We start from the raw sequence: 18,465 nt of genomic DNA, 5'->3' as shown, positions 1-18,465 counted from the left end.
TCGTCAGTCGGATGTGGCAAAAACAATTGAAAGACCTAACTGAGGGAAGCGGTCAAAAGAACGCAAAAACAAAAGAAGATCGCCGGGGGCTTTGGTGGGGATTAATGTAGTTGGCAAGGCCGTCCAGTTGGACGACACGCATCAAAAAAGGGTCAATACGTCCCTCGACCATAATCCAGTAGTTGAAGAAGTGGACGGTATGATCGTCCGCTACGTGTTCACTCGCCACAAACAGCAAAAGGGCGACGGCGATGGCAATCCGCTGATTTATGCTCTTAAGGGAATCAACAGTTTCACGATTGTTCCGATGTATCGGACGCGGGTGATGGATCGTGCGCAGGCTATCGTGGCATCGATCGCGCACGAACTGGAGGAGCACGACCACGTGATGCCTCTGCCTTCCAGCAATGGCCTTGCCCGCGAGGTCGCCGAGATGGTGTGTGCCGTCATAGGCAAGCCGCTTCTCGAACCGACGTTCCTTAGGAAGAAGACCGCTGCGGAGATGGTCGTGCAGTATGGTGAGGAGTTGCCCCCGAAGCTCACGCCCAGCCAGAGTTCCGAGTACAAGTCGCAGATCGCCCTATGGAGGCGTGCCCATGGTATCAAGTCAGTGTCGATGAAGGGTATCGACACTGGTATCAGAGGGTTCTTTGACCCTCTTGTGCTGTCAGGTGAGTTGCCCGATATAGAGGAGCAGAGAGTGCTCTTGGTCGATGACCTCATGTCCTCGGGCACGACCTTGGGTAGTGCTTCAAGCATCCTGACCGGAGGCAAGAATTGCCAGGTGTCGGGTCTCTGCCTGTTAAGTGGCCTGCCTAGGAGCTAGGGTAGCGTGGTCTCTGCATACCCATTGCACCTTGACTCCGTACCCGGATGCTCTACATTGGGGGCGCGTTCGATGGAAACATCGCGACCATGTTTATGCCTCATGGTCGTTAAACATAAGGTGTGGTTAAGAGCTGCACAGGTCCGAGCGGCACCAGGTAGGGTCAGGCGGTAAGCGCCAAGAACTACCATAGACCACGTATCGGGTGGTGAGATTGGAGAAGGAGGTCTCTTGCGGCCTCCTTTCTTCATTTTGGGGGTAGTGTGTACTGACTCCCTACCCTATCACCATGGTCATCTGGTTGACGACACCATCATTGTCGGCATGGCGATGATGGTGTCGACCATGGTGACGACGACGTCGTCGTCCTGGTTGCGACAGTGATGGGTGGTGATGATTGCCATGATGAGCATGCTGGTCACGCCGCCCGCCGATGAAGTTCGTCGGCTACCAGCCCCTCGATCGCCGAAAGGTTGTCGTCGCCGAGGAGCTTGATCAAGACCTCTGCGACAGCGAGGTCTGATCCGCGTTCATGTGACCCCGCTTCGGCGCGCGAGCGACGGACTGGTCCCTCTTTGAAGGGCTGGCCAGACGCGAATACCAAATCGTCCTTAATGACCTTGGAGCCTGTAGTGCGCAGGCAGCCGAATTGCCCCTCGACAACGGCAGCCGTCACTTCACCCGCGAGTCGGCGAAGGCTATCGTCCTGAGCATCTATCTCGCCGATCGCTTTGACGAGCGGCAAAGAGAGCGCCGTGACAGGCTTTTCGCCAAGACGAATGCGGCGAAGCATATCTTGCTGCACCTCCTCCCGAGAAGCGATTTCCAACAGGACGCGGCCGTGGCGATGCCCGGCTGCGCGTTTCTGGATACGTGAGTTGAAGTCCACGGTCTTTCTCCTATCTGATGTAACTGCAGATCGGTCTATAAGGAAGAAGTCGGTCTGTCAATAGGAGATATATCGACAGTTAAATCGAGACGCTGTCAAACCCCAAACAACATTCGTGGCCCTGATCGCGCTAGAGATGTCCCGCGTGTTTACCAACGCCCAGCTCGGTGTTGTCGCCATCACCCCGCCTCTACCCCGAGTCCTGCACCGAACTTGTGGCCAGCTATGTCACGCAAGGAGGCTGGAAAATTGATCGCTAATCCCTGCCGAACGCAACAATCTTACGAGATCGTCCGCTGGGGCTGTTCGAGCGCGATTGTGGTCCGGATTATGCTGTTGGCTCTCTTCGCTCAGAAGCAGCTACGAAGCCGGAACTGCTAGATTGATGCGCTAACCATCATCAATCACACCAATCTGAGGAGCATGCTATTGCTCCCCTGTACGACGCGTGTCTCGAGCAAAAAATTCCCCGACGGTGCTTGCTGGAGCCGCTGCGACAGCAATGCTTGCTTCGGCCTCGCGCGGAACTGCACTGGTGTCAAGACTTGCCCGCAGCTCGGATGCGGCATGCCATCTTTGTCTCTTCGATCTCCGCGCGCTAGAGACCATTGGCGCTCCAAGGAAGAACGGCGCATAAACCGCAGTCCTGCGCGCGACCGCAACAGCGGACGTTTGTCGCGCGCAGGACAGAGGAAATTCGCCTCTGCCGCGGGCGGTTAACAGGACAGCCGTAGGAGCGTCAGCATAGCGCCGGCCGCAGGACGGAACGCGGGACCGACTGTCCCCGTCCGTGGCCGTCCGCATGGCTTTGCATCAGGATTGGAGCCGACCGGCCACTGATCGTCGCAAGGCGATTGGATTTGCCAGCACGAGCGCCGAGTTGGCCTGGAAGAAGTCGATCAGGTTTTGCGTCCCTTCGACACCCCTCAAATGCGTGGCAGCTTGTGAATTTCCAGCCTGACAGGCCCGCCCCTGTCACAACTCGTGCAGAAAAGCGCTCGCTCGACCGAACTGAACAACGCCCCCCGTCCATAGCGCGTGATGAGCGCGGCAGGCTTCACCGTTGCATGGTGCGAACAGGATCTGCACCAGGCCCGCAACATATGCCACTCGCGAAGATCTCCGAGCGCAACATCGAGGCCGGCGTGAACGCTGCCGTCGACGATGGCCTGTGGCGGGATCTTTACCTCGCCGGGTGTCAGGATTTTCTCCATCACATGCCGACTGTTGTAGTGGATCAGCAACATCCCTGGGCGGCGGCGGATAGCAGCCTGCCAGGCTGCCTGACTCACCGTGGAATCGGGGGAACGCGAAATGGTCTCCGACAAGGCCTTCTCCTCGCGATCCCAAACCTCGATCCGAAAATTGTCTTCCGCTGTTGTTGCCATAGCTTCGCCGGCCAGCGCGATTGACGCCGAGCCATGGTCCTTTGCTGCTCCAGATCACGCTGAAATAAGGAACATATTCCTCTCTCGTCAAGGGCACACTTGACTCTCCGTTCTCTTTTCGTTCACTATTGCATTAGGTCATAGGAGGCGAACCATGGAACTTCGCTTGAACATCGAGGGCGCAAGGTCCCAGGAACTCGCACGCGGCATCGCGGCAGCCGAAGCAGTGTTTGCACGCGCCGGCATTACGGCTCTGCAAGGCGCGGAAGGGCTGTTTGCGTTGGAAGGGTGGGATATCAAAGGCTTTCCAGAAGACGACAAGCCTACCGAGGACGAGGACCGGGCCGCCACAGTCTGGCTGGAAGCCGATGAGGCTGCAGCCGCGGCATGTTGTGCGGGCTGGCCGGAGGACAAAGTCCCGCACCATCAGGTCATGGAACTGATCAACGTTCCCCGCACGAAGCTGCAAGCCGAGGCGATTCCAGACACCTGGCCGGAGCGGAAGCAGCTCTATCCTGACGTCGTCAAGCGGCTGGAGATCACGACCGGCCGGGACCGCCAGATCGATTTCGATATCGCCTTCGTTCTCGGTTGGGTTCCCGAGCGGCCGACGCTGGAGCAGGTTGAGCCGCTTTCGGAAGATGGAGACCGTATCCCCTTTTTCACCAGCGACCTTGCCCAGGTCGAAGAGATGGCTCGCAAGGCGCTCAAGGACTGGACAATCGAGATTGACCGAGATCCCTGTGATGCCCACGTTTTCGGCCCCGCCGCCAGCGATGACGATGATGACTTGCGAATGGCGGCGTGGCGTGATTTCGACGGCTCCTTGCATATGGAGAAGCCGCTGGCAAACCCTGCAATCGCGCTGACGCTGGCCATGATGCGCGGCCAGTCAATGCATTTCGAATAGTGGTCGAGTGCAGTCGGGGCTCACCAACGCCATCGGTCATAGATCGCGACTGGCCATACCAGGTTGCGCTGCCGGATGACCTCTGCACCGATCGGAACTTCACCATGATCGCGAAGTTCTGCCAGGAACGAGGATTTATGCACCAGACGCGGCATGTGCAGGCGATATGGCGATATGGCCGAATGGCAAATATGAAACCTATCGGCTCCATTGCTTCAGCGATGCCGCATCCGCGGAGGCGTTCCGTGATCACTTCGAAGGGCAGATGTTCGATCCGAGGCGTGATCGGGAGAATGGAAAGGTGCGAGGCGTCTGGCGCCGCACGGGCGAATACACGCTGGTTCTCGATCTCGGGCCGCTCAGCGTACCGGAGATATTGCGCAGCTGGACGAACTGTCTCCACCGAGAGCGAACCAGCCGGAAGCGGCCGCAAGAGCTCAGCCTCAGGCTTTGTCAGATTGATCCAGGCCGCCCAATCCCCCGGCTGAAGGACGACCACCTGCCGGTTGTGATATGGGGCGACATCCGGCCCAGGATCGGTCGTCAGCATGGTGAAGGTGGGCGGCTTGTTGCCGGCAGCGTCACGCCAAAGCCCTGCAACGGCCATGAAAGGAGAGCCGTTGAGCGTGAAGCGATGTTTCGCCTTCGGATATTTCGTGCCTGTGAATTCGAAGAACGCGGACGCAGGAACGAGGCAGCGTTTGCTATTCCCGAATTGCCGGCCTTCGGAGCGAAAGTTGAACACAGGCCCGCCTTTTGGTCCGGTCGGCGGAAATCCGAACGTCATCGACGCCAGTTCGATTGTGTCGTCACCGGTACGCATTATTGGCGCCGGGTCACTGATGCGAACGTCATCCGACTGGGGCAAATCGAGTTCGGTCTGGTGGCTCGGTATCTTGAGCGCCAGTGACGCCATCATCCGGCAATATTCAGCCCAAAGTACATGCTGTTCGTAGTCGTTGCACATGGGAGGCTCCGGACCTGGGCGACCTTTTTACAGTAAGGCTATCGAGCGCACGATGAAAAGTGGAGGCGCTCAACTGAACGGATCCCGCTCAACGAGGATATCTGCCTCCTTTGCAGCTTCAACAAAGGCCTTGCGGGCGTCACGGGCTTCTTTCAGGCCCTCGAGCACGCCAAGGCAGGCTTTGCGGGCAGCGACACGTTTCTTGCCGGTTGTCGCCGGCCATCGGTTCAGCAAAATGTCAGCTGCCTGGGCTACTCGGTCCACGGTGAAGACGGTGTTCCTCGACCTTCCGAGCGCCACATGCACAGGCGTTTCAAATCGCTGGTCTTGCACGCAACCTCCCAAACCCGAACGCGACTCAATTCGAGATGAACCAATAGGTTCCCCCGGCCTAGAACGAGCAGAAGAACCGAGACGCGTCTTCGCGCGTCGGCCTCAACCTCTCCTATGTCTCAGTAATCGCCTCCGCTAACATATCGCGTTAGCTTCCGCGGCTGATTTCCCCGAAATACGCCCTAAGTTCGTCAAGGCAATGATTGAGGTCGTTCAGATCCGTTCGTATCGTCGGCCCGTCGCAAAAAAGCCTCCGGTCCTTGTAGCGCGCAAGGAAATCCTCATGCCATGCGGCTGTTTCAAGCTTTTCGTCTTTGCGCTGGCCCAGACGTCGGAGCGTTGTCGGCAGATCGCACCAAAGGAGTGCCGTTGGCACCCAGAGTCGCCATCGGGCCATAAAAAAATCGGTGGGTAGCAGTGTCGCGATCGTCAGCCACCCTCGGTCTAACACTACCGCCCTGCCTGCAGCTTGATCCAGCGCTTCGGTGATGCCGCGCAATCCTGCACTCAGGACGCCCTCACTGTCGCCGTTGTTGTAGGCAAGCATCAGCGCCGCGCCATGCGAATTGCCGAACGGACGCAAGTATTGCGCACCCACGCTATCCGCCAGCAGCTTCGCCAAGGTCGTCTTGCCGGCTGCATCATGCCCGTCCAGCGCAACTACCCGATCCGTCAACCTGGAACTCCTAATAGGGGAGCAGACGCACGATTTGCTGCTCGTCGTCGAGTTCGAGCCAGTAATGACGGTGCGAGGCTTTCTCAAGCACCGCACGGGGTTCGCCAAGTAGCTCCATCTGCCCTTTTGGCGATACCCGTGATCCCGACTTGCTGGAATCAGGTCGGAGCACAACACAATCCTTCATCATAGTCACAGCCACGCGCGTTCCTTTACCCGGTTCCATCCGCAGAGTTTTTCGCGCCGAGAGCGGAAGAGTCACTACACCACCAGGAGATATTTTCGAACTCCGGTTCTTAATAGTCATTGTGGGCATCGGGATCTCCTCTCTCTTGTACGAATACTGACTATGATGCGAACATGATCTGGTAAAGCTTCTCATACTGATCGAGAACGGCGGCTGGCTCACCGCCCGACCGCCATTGGTCTTTGTCCAACGCCTCACTATCGTCGGCGGCGCGACTTCGCACGCGCATGCAATCGGGACTAATCTCCCCGAAAATGACGGAGCCGGTACGATCGATGAAAAAGCATATGTCGATGAGCTGAAGCCCCCGTTCGGCAAACAACTCTTCTAGCCAAGCGAACGTGTCGCGAGCCAGTTGCTTGGCGCGCACGCAATCGTCGATCCAGATGCTGGCGTAGTCGTCGGGCAGCGGCTCGTCTGCCAGACGCTTGCCATTTTCGTCTTCAAGAGGATTGCGCCAGTCGAAGCATACGACCGGCGTCTCGAAACGGCTCCAGCGCGCCAGCGGAGTTCCACCGAAAGCAGTCTCTTGGGCCTCGGTGTAGCGATAGCGATGCACCGGGGAGCCAATGTGGTAGCGCTTGACGCGAACCTCGAGATTTCCAGGTGTCACGACATGCTCCGCGAGAAGAAGTCCCTGGTCACTGTCGACCAAGCCGAGGAACGCATTGGACAAATGCTGGGGGCCAGGTCGTCGGGTCATTGCACGGAAAACCTCGGCACAGAAAATCGTGCGCACGCGTTCGGTCCCTGGGACCATTCCGTACCGGTTGTTAGTGAATGAATATACCGACGGCAAAAGCCTGGCGACCGCAATTCTAGGTGTGAGAAGGCGTACCTCCTTGCTTTCTCCGACCGCCAGAAGTTTCAGTTCGCCGAACGTCACCGAAAGACCGCGCAGAACCTGTTCGAGCATCGAGTCGGCACTGCCGACGAGGCGAATAGAAATGACTTCTCCAGACGGACCCTCGATGGTGAATCCATCCGGCAGGCCGCCTAGAAACCTGACGGGAAGTTCAAGATCGGCGCACTGATCGAGGAGCACCTCAGATGCGTATCGAAACGAAGTTGCGGCTCTTGCCACGTTTGATTCTCACTCACTTGGGGCGCAGTATTCGAAAATCTTCGTCAAGGCGCCTCAGCGTCTGTTCTGTTGCAGTTGCGGCGGCGGCGAGCGCGTTTGCCGGTCCCTCCGCGACAACACGCTGCTCTTGATAAGCAGTATCAAAGCCGCAAAGGTCAACCAGCCACTGCTGAACTTTTTCTTTTGGCCAGTACCGCCCGGCTGCGCCAAAGGTTCCCTTCGCAATATTGGCAGGAATTTTCACAAAGTAACTATATAGATTTCGACGATCGTTGGCATCTGAATTATTTGCCTGCAGCGCATATCCGATCATGCCGAGCTGCTGGCGCAGCCGAAGCATGCCGAAGCTGAGATTGCGAGCCAGGAGCATTGGAGTCTGCTTTTGCGGCAATTCAACCTCGCCGAACAGGCAAAGGCCATAATCGGCGAGATTGTCGCCCGATAGAAGTTGCATATTCCACAGCTGCCGAGGGGTGTAGACGCCGACGTTCAGTTCCTTCCCGCCCCAAGTCGGGCACGTGTTGGCCATCTCCTGCAGGGTCACCGTTTCGTCGTCAACTACCAGCACCACGTCATAGTCGGCAAACCTCTCACTCAAGACGCTGGAGCCATACACGATGATCGCCTGCAGTCCCCGCACACTGTCTCGGAGGTCATCGAGGAAGCCGAAACGTTTGGTGCGCGGGTCCGATGTATCGATTTGCTTGATGCTGGCTCGCTCAGCGGTCACAGAAGCGCCAAGCCGCTCGACCACGTGATCGAACAATTGCCGCAGGTCGAGCAGCCTTTGGACCTTCGAACGATCCGTTCGGGCTGCCAACGCTGTTACAGCGTCGCAAATGCCCATTTCCGCCAGTTGCGGCATCTGCGCCTGAAGCAGGCCGGCCTGCCAAAGCTTGTCATACTTGCTCCCGATCGTTCCATCGGACGCCCTATCTTGCACAATGGCGGCCGACATCGTGACGGACGCTAGGAACAGGACTGACTGAATCCAGAATCGTGTTTGTTCGCCCAGGTCTGCGATCAGCCCATCTGAACCGGGATAAGCCATTCTCATGCTGGCGGCTGCTGGGCGCGGATGCACGGCCTCGAAAAAGCGAGGCTGAAACAGGGATGACCAGGACAGCGTCTGAGGTGAAATGCAGCGAGAATTTGCCAGACCCTGTTGCCAGGCCCATCGATGGATGTCGATCAGATCGGCCTCGCAATAGTCGCTGCCGAGGAGAATAAAATCGACAGTGAATGGCTGCGCCCTCCAGGATGGCGGATGCTCCACGCGATGCACGTCCACTACCGCTTTAGGAGTCGGCATCTGCACTCAATTGGTTGGGCACCAGTTGTCAACGGCGGGAAGCGTAGGCGTTTCCGCCGCTGAAAGCCAGCCGACACTCGCGGCAATCGAAGGGTGTAGAGGACTTGAGAATCCAAGGAGACATGGGCCAATCACGCCGTCTCAGCGCAGACGATGCAATCCTGGAGCAGAGACAGCCAAATCTGCTGCCTGGAATGTCCTCGTGTCACTGTTGCCGGCTCCAACCGACGTCGTCTGTTGGAAAGCTAATTGCTCATTGAATGCTCAGCAGCCATCTGCAGCTTCCCTCTCGAGTATCATTTGCCATTCAGCCGTGGGACGTTGAAACTCTTCCGATCGGTGGCCGAGCCACGTGAGACCGACGATCTTCCTTTGCTTGCCAAAATTTCATCCTTGAAACTAAGATTCGCTCTCTGGGAGAAACGACTTGAAAATCAAGCATATTGGTCTCACTCTCCTTTAGTGTTTGTGGGGGTGGGGCAATGGGCTATGTTGAGATATTAGGTGAGGTCGATGTTTTTCAATATTGGCCTCATGGAGTATCTGATGTCGACACGTTGAAATTTATTCCGGATTTGACAACCGCGACGTACTTTTCGGATAGCGCGCCAGCTAAGGTTGGCACGTACTTCGAACACGGGGGCACCTTCCAGCCGGACGACAACGAGCCGGGCGTAGAACGATTCAAGGCAATTCTCCGCAGCAGCGGCGGAGGTTCATTGTCAGTTCGTCTGCAGGGCATCGATGCGCCGGAGGCCCACTATGCCCCAAACTTTCGCGAGGGCATGTTCGACGGCGACTACGCCAAATGGATCGCCAAACATATGTCGCGGCAGATGTCGTACCGGCAGCCGTACGGCAAGCTGTGTACGGATTTCTTTGCTAACGGATTGCGCTCGAAGCTCCGCATAGGTCCGTATGACCCCGCGAACCCTGAAGTCAAGGTCACCGCAAAGCTCAAGATACTGGCCGACAGCATCAACGGTGCTGCAGATGTTTTCGGTAGGGTTGTTGGATACGTAGCGATTTCGCACAACGGGCAGGACGTCGTCTTGAACGATGCTGCTCTGTCGGACGGGTTCGCTTTCTGCTCTTTCTACGGGAGCATGACGTTGCACGAGATGCAGCGTCTCGCCGATCTTTTCGCCGCACACGGGTCTGACGGTGCACGAAGATCGCAGCTGAGGAGCAATGTTTCAAACCATTTGCGTGACTTCGAGCCAGGGCTGTGCACGACGAAATCGATGCGTGACACCGATCTCGACGACAATGGTGCCAACTCAATTCGAGGAACGGATTCCTTCCGCTCGAAGTGCTTCGATCCGAAGCTCTTTCGGCGCTGCGTGGATTGGATCGGACGACGAGAAGCGCTCAACGATGCCAGCACATTGCTCGACTACATGCGCGCCAACGACGAGGAGGTGGTGCTGCTAAGCGACTTCGCCGCAGCAAATGGCGACTGGACCCAAGCCCGAAAGTTCTCGATGGGCTCTCTTATCGGCCGCGACGGCGCCTTTCGCTACAAGCCGGGCCAGGTCGTCTTCGAAGCCCGTCCGATCACTATCGTCGACGATCAGCGGCGGCCTCTGCCTGATAGCTTCCTAGCGCCTTATCCTTAAGTCACGTTTGTCGGTGGTCATCTAGCTGACGCCAAGGCATCCGCAATCTGCTTCAGGTTTGCCTCGGCTACCCCGAGTTGGCTAGGCGCATGTTCCGAGGCGGCGAGCTCTGCCGCAGTTTCGGCGAGCTCGTGAGCGCACTCGGCCGCAACGGCAAGTGCAATACTTTCGGGAGCGGGAAGCGTGACGTGACGCGTCAGCCCGAAGGCAGCGCCCGCATGCGAGCCGTCGCCTCGGCCCGATGGAAGCTTGGCGAGCGCTTCGCCAAGTGGCTTGATTACCGTCGTCATTGCGTTGATTGCAGTATCGCAGAATAACTCCGCAACCTTGCTCGCCGGGCCAGACGCAAAGGCATGCTGCAGTAATCGCAGCATCAGCGAGTAAACATCGTCGAACAGATCACCGAGTTGGCTCGCGAACGGGTCTCTGATCAGGTTGACCTTTCCATGGGCGTTCCAGTCGCCCCGGATCCGGGGCACAGGATTTTCAAGGACCGGTCGCGCTGGTTCGAAGGCGGGGTCGCGTTCTTTCTCTCTTGCAAGCGAAGCCAATGTCCGTTGAAAGACAGCAAAATGGGAGTCTCCTCGGTCGTAGTCGGTCCCCTCACCTTGCTCCGTAATCATATCGATCGCAGCGAGGGCCGAGGCCCTGTCTTTGATCGGAATGATGTTGGGGAAGTGGGTGATGTCAGGCCCCATCTCGCCTTGGGCGCCTTGAAAGAAAAGCTGGTCCTCCGGCAGGCTAAGAATCTGCTCGCGGATGAGCGCATAAAGCTGGCCGACCGATCGATAGGCTGCCGGTGCGTCATCATCGGTTCGCGTATCGACAGGAAGGATGAGTTGGTCGGCCGGCGTTTCGTATGACACAAAGCGACGGAGCGCGGACGGCCCAAAGCACTCCAGAGCAAGCGGCAGATCGAAGCCGTAGTACGAACGGCTTTGCGGAAAATTCGGTCGCAGATAGTACGGCGATCCGCCCACGGCCGCGAGGATGTTCCAAGCCTGGGCAAGATGGAGCATCTCTTCGGCTGCGACCATGTAAATTTCTGAGGCCCACAGCCTTACGGCCTGAAGCTGCTTCCAGCTCAACCCACCCTCGTCGAGGCCTTGCTTGATCGAGAACGCGGCGAACAGATAGGAGCATGCTAGGCCGTGTTCGAGTTCGCATGCCTCCGTGAGCAGGCTTAAGAGGCGTGATCGGCTTGCCCGCATGAATCTACGATCCCCTTTGCAGCAACGAGGAAATCTTCGATGCCGCCCGCAGCGCCAGGGCTGCGACGGTCAAGGTTGGGTTGGCTGTTCCACCAGTGGGAAAGGTGGAAGCGCCGACGATAAAGAGGTTGTCGTGCTCATGAGCGCGGCAGTGCTGGTTTACGACCGAGCTACCTGCATCAATTCCCATCCGCGTTGTACCGATGATGTGACCTGCGCCGGAATAGGTATCTTTCGGTTGGGGTTTGCGATCAGCATCTGGGATCTTGAGGCGATCGAAAATGCCCGAGATTAGTGCCGCGGCCTTTTCGAAGGCCAGGCGGTTGTAATCCTCAAGGTGCAGGGAAAGCTGGGCGCGTTGCATGCCAAACGAATCGGGTACTGCACCAGCAAGTGTCACGCGATTGTCGGCGGAAGGCAGCATCTCGGTGGAATAGCTTATTCGGAACTGCCGAATCAGCCGATCACCTAACGCGACCCTCAATCGAGATCCGATCAGGCCGTCCATAAGCTTTTGTTCAAGAGCCGCAAACGGAGTCTCGACCCGGCCCATGCCGTCATTGCCGATCGAGAGTCGAAAGGCGGCGTGCGACGCCCGAAACGTACCGTCGCGAAACGTATCGACGCCGACCGTGGTTGGTGGCCCGCGATAGGGGAAAAGCGGCTGCGGAACGACAGCAGCCATCTGGCCCTGGAGGTGATCCATTAGGTTGCGGCCGACCTGACCGCTGCTGTTTGCCACGCCGGCGGGCGCCGCGTCACGGTCGCTAGAGATCAGCAGGAGGCGGGGTGTTTCAATTGCGTGAGCTGCAATGACGTAAAAGTCGGCCTGGAGACGTCTCTCGTCCCGCCGCCCCTGTTCGTCCCACCGGGTATAGCGCAAAGCACAGACGCGTCTGGTCATTCTATCAAGATCGATCCGCGTCACGACCGCCTGCGTGCGCAGAACCGCACGAGCGGCCGTAGCCTTGCTGACATGCACAGTGGCATCGTACTTTGCGCCAATTGGACATATGGGAACACAGGACGAATTTCCGGCGCAGGCAGGCCGGCCGTCATACGGTCGTGAGTTTCGGGCCTGGGGCGTAGTCAACACCCGGACATCGGCTCCATCGAAGGTCAACCCCTTGACAGCCTTCGCAACGACGATATCGCCATAAGCCGGCCATATCTTGCTCATTGGGAAGGCACGGCTACGGTATGCTCCGTGCAGGCCATTGAGCTCCGCATGATCGCCGGCAACACCGAGCTCCGTCTCGGCTTCACAATACCACGGCTCCAGGTCGTCGTAATCGATCGGCCAATCCACGCCCACTCCATAAGAGGTCGCCAATCGGAAATCCGCCGGCAAATGGCGCGGCATGTTTCCAAGCATGTGCCACGTCGACCCGCCGACCCGGCGCAGATACGTACTTTTGAAAGGCGAAGGCCCCAACTGGATGTAGTCCTTTTCTGAATCGGGGCTCCAGACCGGAGACGGAGGCTGATTGTCGGCATATGGGGAACGAGGCGTTTTGATTGCCGCAAGCGAATAGTCCGCCACTAGATCCTGCCGGTTCCCGCTCGCCGGCCCGGCCTCAAGCATCACAACGCGGTAGTTAGCGGCGGCCAAACGATAGGCAATGAGGGCGCCAGCAACACCGGCACCCACAATGACGACGTCGCAGCGGTCAAGATCATCAGACATCTGGAGCATACCTCCAGTGGCCAAAATAGCCGCCGGAAAGGCCCGGCGGGTGGGCTCGCGCGGCGCGCCAGATCAGTCCCCCGAAATACGCCTCTTCACTAACGAATGCGGCATCGACACCATTCTCGGCTGAAAGGCGCCCGGTATACCAGAGATGTGCGAGCCGTCGTGCCACACGGCCAACCTCCGGCTGTTGCTCCATCATGGCCATCAAGGCCGCCTCTGGATCGGCATTGGCCTTCGCTTCATCGACAGCGATCGAGAGGCTGGCGAGTTCTGAAGCCCAATCAGGCTTCGAGGACATGATCGTGGCGTAGACCTGTTCAAGCTCCCCGCCGATATCGGAGTAGCCGGTCACAAACCTCGACATTTCTAGAAATGTCGCCACGCCTTTTTATCCCCAGTTACCATAATTCCTGCTCCCTCCCTTTTGCCTCAAGCAAGCCGTACGCTTCGATTGTCGGTCCTCATCTATGACAAAAGGCACGGTCTGGATGGCACTAGCCGCCGCGGCAGGCACTCCCAAGTGCTGAATCGAACGAGCTAAGACTGACACAGTTTTGTTACTTGTGACATTACGCACTCCTACAGCCAAGTCTACTGGATAGGCGGGCGTTCCCTTGATACCTTCGGAGACGAAATAGAAAAAGACGCAAATCTTGGAGGGGAACTGATGACACGAATTGCATTTTTCTTCCTTGTCTATCTTTGCCTTTTGGGCAGCCAGCTCCGGGCCGACGAACCACGCCCGCCGGTGCGAGTGGCCGTGGTTCAGCTAAACTCTTCCAAGGTGGGAGACTTCGGCGCGATGTTAGGCTACGCGAAGGCTGCGAAGGACCGGGGGGCCGAGATCGTAGTCTATCCGGAAGAGGCAGTTTTTGGCTGGCTCAATCCAAAGGTTTTTTATGAAGCGCAGCCAATTCCCGGTCAGGCGCAGGCCGCCTTCGCGGCCATTGCGAAGCAAGCAGGTGTTTGGGTTGCGACGGGCCTGGCAGAGAGAGGCCCACAGATAGCCTCCAACCCGGCCATCTACGAGGTGTTTGATTCCGGCATACTAATAGATTCGGAAGGCCGATTAGTCCTGCATTACCGCCAGCACAACGTCATCAAAAATGCGTTCACTGAGTGTCCGGTCAAGTATGGATCGCAAGGATGCAGCTACACACCGGGTCCGCTCAGCGATGTTGAAGTCGTCGAGACCCCGTTTGGTCGCATAAGCATGCTAGTATGTGCCGATGCATATACCTTCGACACGTCGGCGTTAGATGCTCTGAAATCGCTGAGGCCAGAACTCGTCATTATTCCTTGGGGCGTTACGGCGGGATCGGCCGCAGAGTGCGGCAAGACTGGCTTCAATGCGACGGGCTTCGCAGCGCAGGCGGCGGCACATCTGGGATCGGCCTACGTTGTCGGTGCAAATTCAGTGGGACCACGTCCCTACGGTCGCTTTCTTCCATCCTGGTACTGTGGGACCAGTGGCTATGCGACCCCCCGGGGAAATGTGGGGGGCGTTGCCGACGAAGAGCAAGAAATGGCGATTTTTGATATCCCGCTTCAATAGAGAGAGCGAGATCGGCAGCCCCCGCATTAGCCCGACGCGCGCGAATTCGAGCGTAGACGGATGCGGTTGTTCCCAATCATCGCCGTTCGCCGTCGAGGCACTGTCAAACACAGCGGAAGCCAACTTGGCAAAACGTACCCAAAGCAATCGTCAATCATCTGCAGGCAAGACAGCGCGCTCCTAAGCCGCGTTCCGTCGATAGCAGAAGAACGCCTCTTCGATAGTGGGTCTCGCGATGTAGCGGTCTACCGACTCAAACCCCCGAACACGTTTGAAGCCGCTAATCTTTGCCGCTCATCAGATCAGAAAGGAGGCGCCTGCTGGGAAGGACGGGCCAGGCGCGAAGCTTCGTTTTATTCTGTCGCGACCGCCCGGCTTCGAGCATCCGCCCTGAGATGGACTCCTGCTGTTGGCGCAGGTGGTCGCTCAGCAGCTTGTTCCGTGTGATGTAGCCCGCATTAACGCCTGGGATCGAGTGGTTCATCAGAAGGTGGACGTCCAGCTCGGCAACGCCTGCAGCCTGGGCGATTGTCCGGAAAGTCTGCCGCAGGTCGTTTCCCCATTTCGACAGATCGCTGCGTTTCTCCTTGTGCTCGATGATGTGGCCGCTTTGGCTGTCGGCCGGGAACAGCCACTCACGCGATTGCTCGGCGTAGAGAGCTCGACCAATGCGCATGACGCGAACCATGCAGCGGATCATGGCCCGCGAAAGCGGTATGTCGAACGCTTTGACCTCGCCCCCTTTCGGCCTCGGTATGTGCAGGATACGCGCGCGAAAATCGACATGCTCGATCCGCGCCTTCCTGATCGCTTCAGGGCGATGGCCTGACAGCAGCATGAACAGATGAAGTTCCCGCCGAACAGGGTTCTTCAATGCCGCGAGTTGAGCGAACCAGTCCTCGAGATCCGAAAGCCCGAGCGCGGTATTGCGCCGATGTTCGGCATTCCAGTCTATGGCTGAGACCGGGTTGTCCGCCGGCAGCGTGCGGGCGACCTTGCGAGCATGGTTGTAGACGGCGCGCAGCGTTCGCATGCAGCCATTGGCGATGTAAGCGCCATTCTCCTTAGTGAGTTTCTCGTGCCGCACGGTTACGAGGGAAGGATCATTCCCCAGTTTGGAAAGGGGTTCGTCAAGCCAATCGACCAACAGCCGCTCGACGTGGTCACGATAGTTGTTGATCGTCCCATCGCTTCGGCCTTTGTTCTTCATATGCCTGTCGCGGTAGCGTTCCCAGGCTATGCGCAGCGTGGGGTTCGCAATCGATGGCAAATCAACCTGGGCAGCATCGCCGTCCGGCTTGCGCGTCGACGCGCGAGGGTCAATGCCGCTGGCGATCTTCCCGAGAATGTCCTTGGCCTTCGCCCGCGTCGCGCGCGTTGTGAGTTCTCCAACTTCGGCAACCTTCATTCGGACGGAAAGACGCTTGCCCGCCTTCCTTCGATCACCCTGGACAACGAATGTCTTTTGCCGTTTGCCCACAAGCACCATGAAGCCCGGCAGATCGGTGTCTCGAGCAAAATATTGTCCCGATGACGCCGGCGCGAGGCTTGCAATGGCGCGGTCAGTGAGGGCGAGTCGAAGGTCTGTCATGAAACTAGTACGGCATTAATACGGCAATTGCGCGGTGTTCGACCTGGCTGGATCTGTCGTTTCGTGTACGCTATCATAGCCGCGCAGTACGAAAATAACAACAACTTGAATGCGTTAGAAGGATCGCAATCGTACAACGGCCCGTATTGAGAAACAACAGGAAAGACCGTCTGACAGATTCCTAATCTGTAGGTCACAGGTTCGATTCCTGTCGGGATCACCACGCTTTCAACTGGTTACCTGACGGTCGCGTCGGTGCTCGGCTGTGAACGCGTGCGAGGAAGTCGCGCACCAACGCAAGCGCCTCATCGAAATGGGTTTCCAGTAGCCAGTGGCCGGCGCCATTGAGGAGATGGAGCTCTGCTTGCGGCAAGTCGCGCTTGTAGGCGCGGGCCGATGCGGCCGGCATATAGCCATCCTCGGGACCCCAGACGATCAGTGTCGGTGGTTGCCGTTCGCGCAGATAAGCCTGGTATTTCGGGAACCAGTTGAGGTTCGCCTCCAGCTTCTCCATCAGGCCGACCGCAAGCCGCCGACGGGGCGGCGTGTCCATCAGAGGCCAATGGAGTTTCCACAGATCCGGTGGCACGCGCTCGGCCACGGCCTCGCCAACCTCACCGATGAACTCGTGCCGGAAGCCCTCCTCGCTCACCGCTTCTTCCAGCGGGCGATGCTTGTCGGGCGTCTTGTCGTTCCAATACGCCTTGATGGCTGCGTATTTCGGGCCGAGCACGTCTTCGTAGATGTCGCCGTTTTGGATGATAAGCGCGGCAACGCGCTCCGGATAGGCGATGGCGTGGCGCAATCCGATCTGCGAGCCGTAATCGTGCAGCCAGAGCGCATAGTGAGATAGGCCGAGCGCGTCCGCGAAAGCCGCCAAAAACCCGGCATAGGTCTCGAAATCGTAGCCGAATGCAGCCATGTCGGGCGTAGCGCTGTAGCCGAAGCCAGGAAAATCCGGGGCGAACGTGTGCCAGCGATCAGCCAGTCCGGGCATCAGCCTTCGAAACTGATAGGACGAACAGGGATAGCCGTGCGGCAGCAGAAGCACGGGAGCGTCGGCCGGGCCTTCCTCGCGAAAGAAGACAGTAGTTCCGTCAACTCTGATTTGGCGGTGTCGCAACTTTGCCTCCTCGATCGAAAGGCTCCGAAAATGACTGGTAACCCCCGCATCCCGTTGTGAGCGCCTGGATCCGAAACTCATGATCAGGTCGAGGGTTCCCGGTCGCGCCGGTGACAGCGGCCAAGGAACCTGCCGCCGATCAGATCGTTTCGCGGTATCTGGCTAAGGCCAATCGGAGCGGAGGCAGACATGCCGCATGCTCACAATCGCGGGACACCGAACACGGGCCGGCTCTGCCAGTTCGGGGCTTGGCGCGATGCTGCGTGACGATGCTGCGTGACGTCGACTATGTCCTGCAAAAACTCGACTGGATGCGCGCCGAAGGCATCTGGCCCAACGGCTGGCGTTATCTCTGGACCGATGCCTTTGGGGTCGTGCTCTACGTCTCGCTTTATGCGGAAACTGGCGAAGAGCGCTGGCTGGGCGAAGCCGCGCGGCTGGTGGCCGATGTCGAGCGTGTGCTCGGCCGCCGGCGCGGACTGAGGATCGGCGAAGCGGCCGATCGCGACGGCCAGTATTTCCACTATCTGGCGATGTGGCTGTTCGCCCTGGCGCGTCTCGGCGATCTGAAGCCGGAATACCGCAAGCGCGGCATTGCGCTGGCGCGGGACATTCACCCGGCATTTGTGGTCCCTGGCCGCGGCGTGATCTGGAAGATGCAGGAGGATCTGAGCAGCCCATATCCCGGCTACCGTCTCGGCAGCATGGATGCCTATGACGGCGACGTGGCGAAGCGGTTTGACGAACTGGAAAAATGGGCGAGAAAGAACCTTCCGGTCGGCGACGTCGTGGGGCGCTGGTGCAATGAGGATTATGATACGGCCGACAGGATTCCATATGCCGGCGAGCCCGATCCAAAAATGGGCTCGAGCGCGACCCGGCGATCGTAATCATTGCCGCGATCATGCGCGGCGCCGACCCTCCCGCCACGAAGCCAGCAGCCGCATGACAAATTGGGGGGCAGATCACAAGGAGAAATCCCATGCATGCAAAACTCGTGACCGGAGCAATGCTGATCGCGATGTCGGCGCTGCTCCAACC

The 18,465-nt window shown here is 58.3% G+C and carries 18 protein-coding genes, 1 tRNA gene and 1 pseudogene; 6 read left to right on the top strand and 14 right to left on the bottom strand.

Annotated features, from left to right (window positions below; all coding sequences use genetic code 11):
• The first annotated feature begins 127 nt into the window (after positions 1-127).
• The gene (locus NKH60_RS28530; protein WP_352874223.1) at positions 128-826 is read left to right on the top strand and encodes a hypothetical protein; all 699 of its coding nucleotides are present in this window, start codon (positions 128-130) and stop codon (positions 824-826) included.
• Between the two features lie 293 nt (positions 827-1,119).
• Here the strand turns inward: NKH60_RS28530 and NKH60_RS28525 are convergent, their stop codons facing one another.
• The 3 genes from NKH60_RS28525 to NKH60_RS28515 form a co-directional block, all read right to left on the bottom strand.
• The gene (locus NKH60_RS28525; protein ID WP_352874222.1) at positions 1,120-1,248 is read right to left on the bottom strand and encodes a hypothetical protein; all 129 of its coding nucleotides are present in this window, start codon (positions 1,246-1,248) and stop codon (positions 1,120-1,122) included.
• Positions 1,245-1,715: a hypothetical protein gene (locus NKH60_RS28520; RefSeq protein ID WP_352874221.1), complete on the bottom strand. Its 471-nt coding sequence runs from the start codon at positions 1,713-1,715 to the stop codon at positions 1,245-1,247. Before NKH60_RS28520 ends, NKH60_RS28525 begins: the two co-directional genes overlap by 4 nt.
• Before the next feature lie 926 nt (positions 1,716-2,641).
• On the bottom strand, positions 2,642-3,103 hold the full coding sequence (locus NKH60_RS28515) for a hypothetical protein (RefSeq protein ID WP_352874220.1): 462 nt from the start codon (positions 3,101-3,103) through the stop codon (positions 2,642-2,644).
• A gap of 154 nt (positions 3,104-3,257) precedes the next feature.
• On the opposite strand from NKH60_RS28515, the gene NKH60_RS28510 reads away from it, so the two are divergent.
• On the top strand, positions 3,258-4,013 hold the full coding sequence (locus tag NKH60_RS28510; RefSeq protein ID WP_352874219.1) for a hypothetical protein: 756 nt from the start codon (positions 3,258-3,260) through the stop codon (positions 4,011-4,013).
• 388 nt (positions 4,014-4,401) lie between these two features.
• Here the strand turns inward: NKH60_RS28510 and NKH60_RS28505 are convergent.
• The 6 genes and pseudogenes from NKH60_RS28505 to NKH60_RS28480 all read right to left on the bottom strand — a co-directional run.
• Positions 4,402-4,980: pseudogene (locus NKH60_RS28505) on the bottom strand (SOS response-associated peptidase); the annotation flags it as partial.
• A 69-nt stretch (positions 4,981-5,049) separates the two neighbouring features.
• Positions 5,050-5,313, bottom strand: coding sequence for a DUF982 domain-containing protein (locus tag NKH60_RS28500; protein WP_352874218.1), 264 nt, complete (start codon positions 5,311-5,313; stop codon positions 5,050-5,052).
• 148 nt (positions 5,314-5,461) lie between these two features.
• On the bottom strand, positions 5,462-5,989 hold the full coding sequence (locus NKH60_RS28495; protein ID WP_352874217.1) for a P-loop nucleotide/nucleoside kinase family protein: 528 nt from the start codon (positions 5,987-5,989) through the stop codon (positions 5,462-5,464).
• 10 nt (positions 5,990-5,999) lie between these two features.
• Positions 6,000-6,305, bottom strand: coding sequence for a hypothetical protein (locus tag NKH60_RS28490; RefSeq protein WP_352874216.1), 306 nt, complete (start codon positions 6,303-6,305; stop codon positions 6,000-6,002).
• A gap of 31 nt (positions 6,306-6,336) precedes the next feature.
• Positions 6,337-7,320: a phosphoribosylaminoimidazolesuccinocarboxamide synthase gene (locus NKH60_RS28485; protein ID WP_352874215.1), complete on the bottom strand. Its 984-nt coding sequence runs from the start codon at positions 7,318-7,320 to the stop codon at positions 6,337-6,339.
• 13 nt (positions 7,321-7,333) lie between these two features.
• Positions 7,334-8,632 (bottom strand): hypothetical protein, encoded by a 1,299-nt coding sequence (locus tag NKH60_RS28480; RefSeq protein ID WP_352874214.1) that lies wholly within the window; start codon positions 8,630-8,632, stop codon positions 7,334-7,336.
• Between the two features lie 482 nt (positions 8,633-9,114).
• Here NKH60_RS28480 and NKH60_RS28475 point away from each other — a divergent pair, with 482 nt between their 5' ends.
• Positions 9,115-10,251 (top strand): hypothetical protein, encoded by a 1,137-nt coding sequence (locus tag NKH60_RS28475; RefSeq protein WP_352874213.1) that lies wholly within the window; start codon positions 9,115-9,117, stop codon positions 10,249-10,251.
• A 17-nt stretch (positions 10,252-10,268) separates the two neighbouring features.
• On the opposite strand, the gene NKH60_RS28470 is transcribed toward NKH60_RS28475, so the two are convergent.
• The 3 genes from NKH60_RS28470 to NKH60_RS28460 are packed head-to-tail and all read right to left on the bottom strand — an operon-like array spanning position 10,269 to position 13,537.
• Positions 10,269-11,462 (bottom strand): ferritin-like domain-containing protein, encoded by a 1,194-nt coding sequence (locus NKH60_RS28470; RefSeq protein ID WP_352874212.1) that lies wholly within the window; start codon positions 11,460-11,462, stop codon positions 10,269-10,271.
• 4 nt (positions 11,463-11,466) lie between these two features.
• Positions 11,467-13,149: a GMC family oxidoreductase gene (locus tag NKH60_RS28465; protein ID WP_352874211.1), complete on the bottom strand. Its 1,683-nt coding sequence runs from the start codon at positions 13,147-13,149 to the stop codon at positions 11,467-11,469.
• A complete protein-coding gene (locus NKH60_RS28460) occupies positions 13,142-13,537 on the bottom strand; it encodes a sugar dehydrogenase complex small subunit (protein WP_352874210.1) in 396 nt (131 codons plus the stop codon). Before NKH60_RS28460 ends, NKH60_RS28465 begins: the two co-directional genes overlap by 8 nt.
• A gap of 285 nt (positions 13,538-13,822) precedes the next feature.
• Between NKH60_RS28460 and NKH60_RS28455 the strand changes: the two genes are divergently transcribed.
• Positions 13,823-14,710 carry a carbon-nitrogen hydrolase family protein gene (locus NKH60_RS28455; RefSeq protein ID WP_352874209.1) on the top strand — a complete coding sequence of 296 codons (888 nt, stop codon included), beginning with the start codon at positions 13,823-13,825 and terminating at the stop codon, positions 14,708-14,710.
• A gap of 280 nt (positions 14,711-14,990) precedes the next feature.
• Here the strand turns inward: NKH60_RS28455 and NKH60_RS28450 are convergent, their stop codons facing one another.
• Positions 14,991-16,301: a tyrosine-type recombinase/integrase gene (locus NKH60_RS28450; protein WP_352874208.1), complete on the bottom strand. Its 1,311-nt coding sequence runs from the start codon at positions 16,299-16,301 to the stop codon at positions 14,991-14,993.
• Positions 16,302-16,439: 138 nt separating this feature from the next.
• Between NKH60_RS28450 and NKH60_RS28445 the strand changes: the two genes are divergently transcribed.
• Positions 16,440-16,524, top strand: a tRNA-Ser gene (locus NKH60_RS28445).
• On the opposite strand, the gene NKH60_RS28440 is transcribed toward NKH60_RS28445, so the two are convergent.
• Positions 16,519-17,424, bottom strand: a complete 906-nt coding sequence (locus tag NKH60_RS28440) for an alpha/beta fold hydrolase (protein ID WP_352831450.1) — start codon at positions 17,422-17,424, stop codon at positions 16,519-16,521. The genes NKH60_RS28445 and NKH60_RS28440 overlap by 6 nt on opposite strands.
• A gap of 263 nt (positions 17,425-17,687) precedes the next feature.
• On the opposite strand from NKH60_RS28440, the gene NKH60_RS28435 reads away from it, so the two are divergent.
• Positions 17,688-18,314 (top strand): hypothetical protein, encoded by a 627-nt coding sequence (locus tag NKH60_RS28435; RefSeq protein WP_352831448.1) that lies wholly within the window; start codon positions 17,688-17,690, stop codon positions 18,312-18,314.
• The last annotated feature ends 151 nt before the right edge of the window (positions 18,315-18,465 follow it).

Origin of the sequence: Mesorhizobium sp. M1006 (assembly GCF_040318825.1) — a bacterium.
Taxonomy (GTDB): Bacteria; Pseudomonadota; Alphaproteobacteria; order Rhizobiales; family Rhizobiaceae; genus Mesorhizobium.
Note: the sequence above shows the minus strand (reverse complement) of the source record. Positions and strands in the feature narration are given on the sequence as shown.

Bases quoted from the DNA above. Each gene is read 5' to 3' on its own strand.
- NKH60_RS28480 (WP_352874214.1), bottom strand. From the start codon at position 8,632: ATGCCGACTCCTAAAGCGGTAGTGGACGTGCATCGCGTGGAGCATCCG.
- NKH60_RS28490 (WP_352874216.1), bottom strand. From the start codon at position 6,305: ATGCCCACAATGACTATTAAGAACCGGAGTTCGAAAATATCTCCTGGT.
- NKH60_RS28515 (WP_352874220.1), bottom strand. From the start codon at position 3,103: ATGGCAACAACAGCGGAAGACAATTTTCGGATCGAGGTTTGGGATCGC.
- NKH60_RS28510 (WP_352874219.1), top strand. From the start codon at position 3,258: ATGGAACTTCGCTTGAACATCGAGGGCGCAAGGTCCCAGGAACTCGCA.
- NKH60_RS28465 (WP_352874211.1), bottom strand. From the start codon at position 13,149: ATGTCTGATGATCTTGACCGCTGCGACGTCGTCATTGTGGGTGCCGGT.
- NKH60_RS28470 (WP_352874212.1), bottom strand. From the start codon at position 11,462: ATGCGGGCAAGCCGATCACGCCTCTTAAGCCTGCTCACGGAGGCATGC.
- NKH60_RS28475 (WP_352874213.1), top strand. From the start codon at position 9,115: ATGGGCTATGTTGAGATATTAGGTGAGGTCGATGTTTTTCAATATTGG.
- NKH60_RS28455 (WP_352874209.1), top strand. From the start codon at position 13,823: ATGACACGAATTGCATTTTTCTTCCTTGTCTATCTTTGCCTTTTGGGC.
- NKH60_RS28450 (WP_352874208.1), bottom strand. From the start codon at position 16,301: ATGACAGACCTTCGACTCGCCCTCACTGACCGCGCCATTGCAAGCCTC.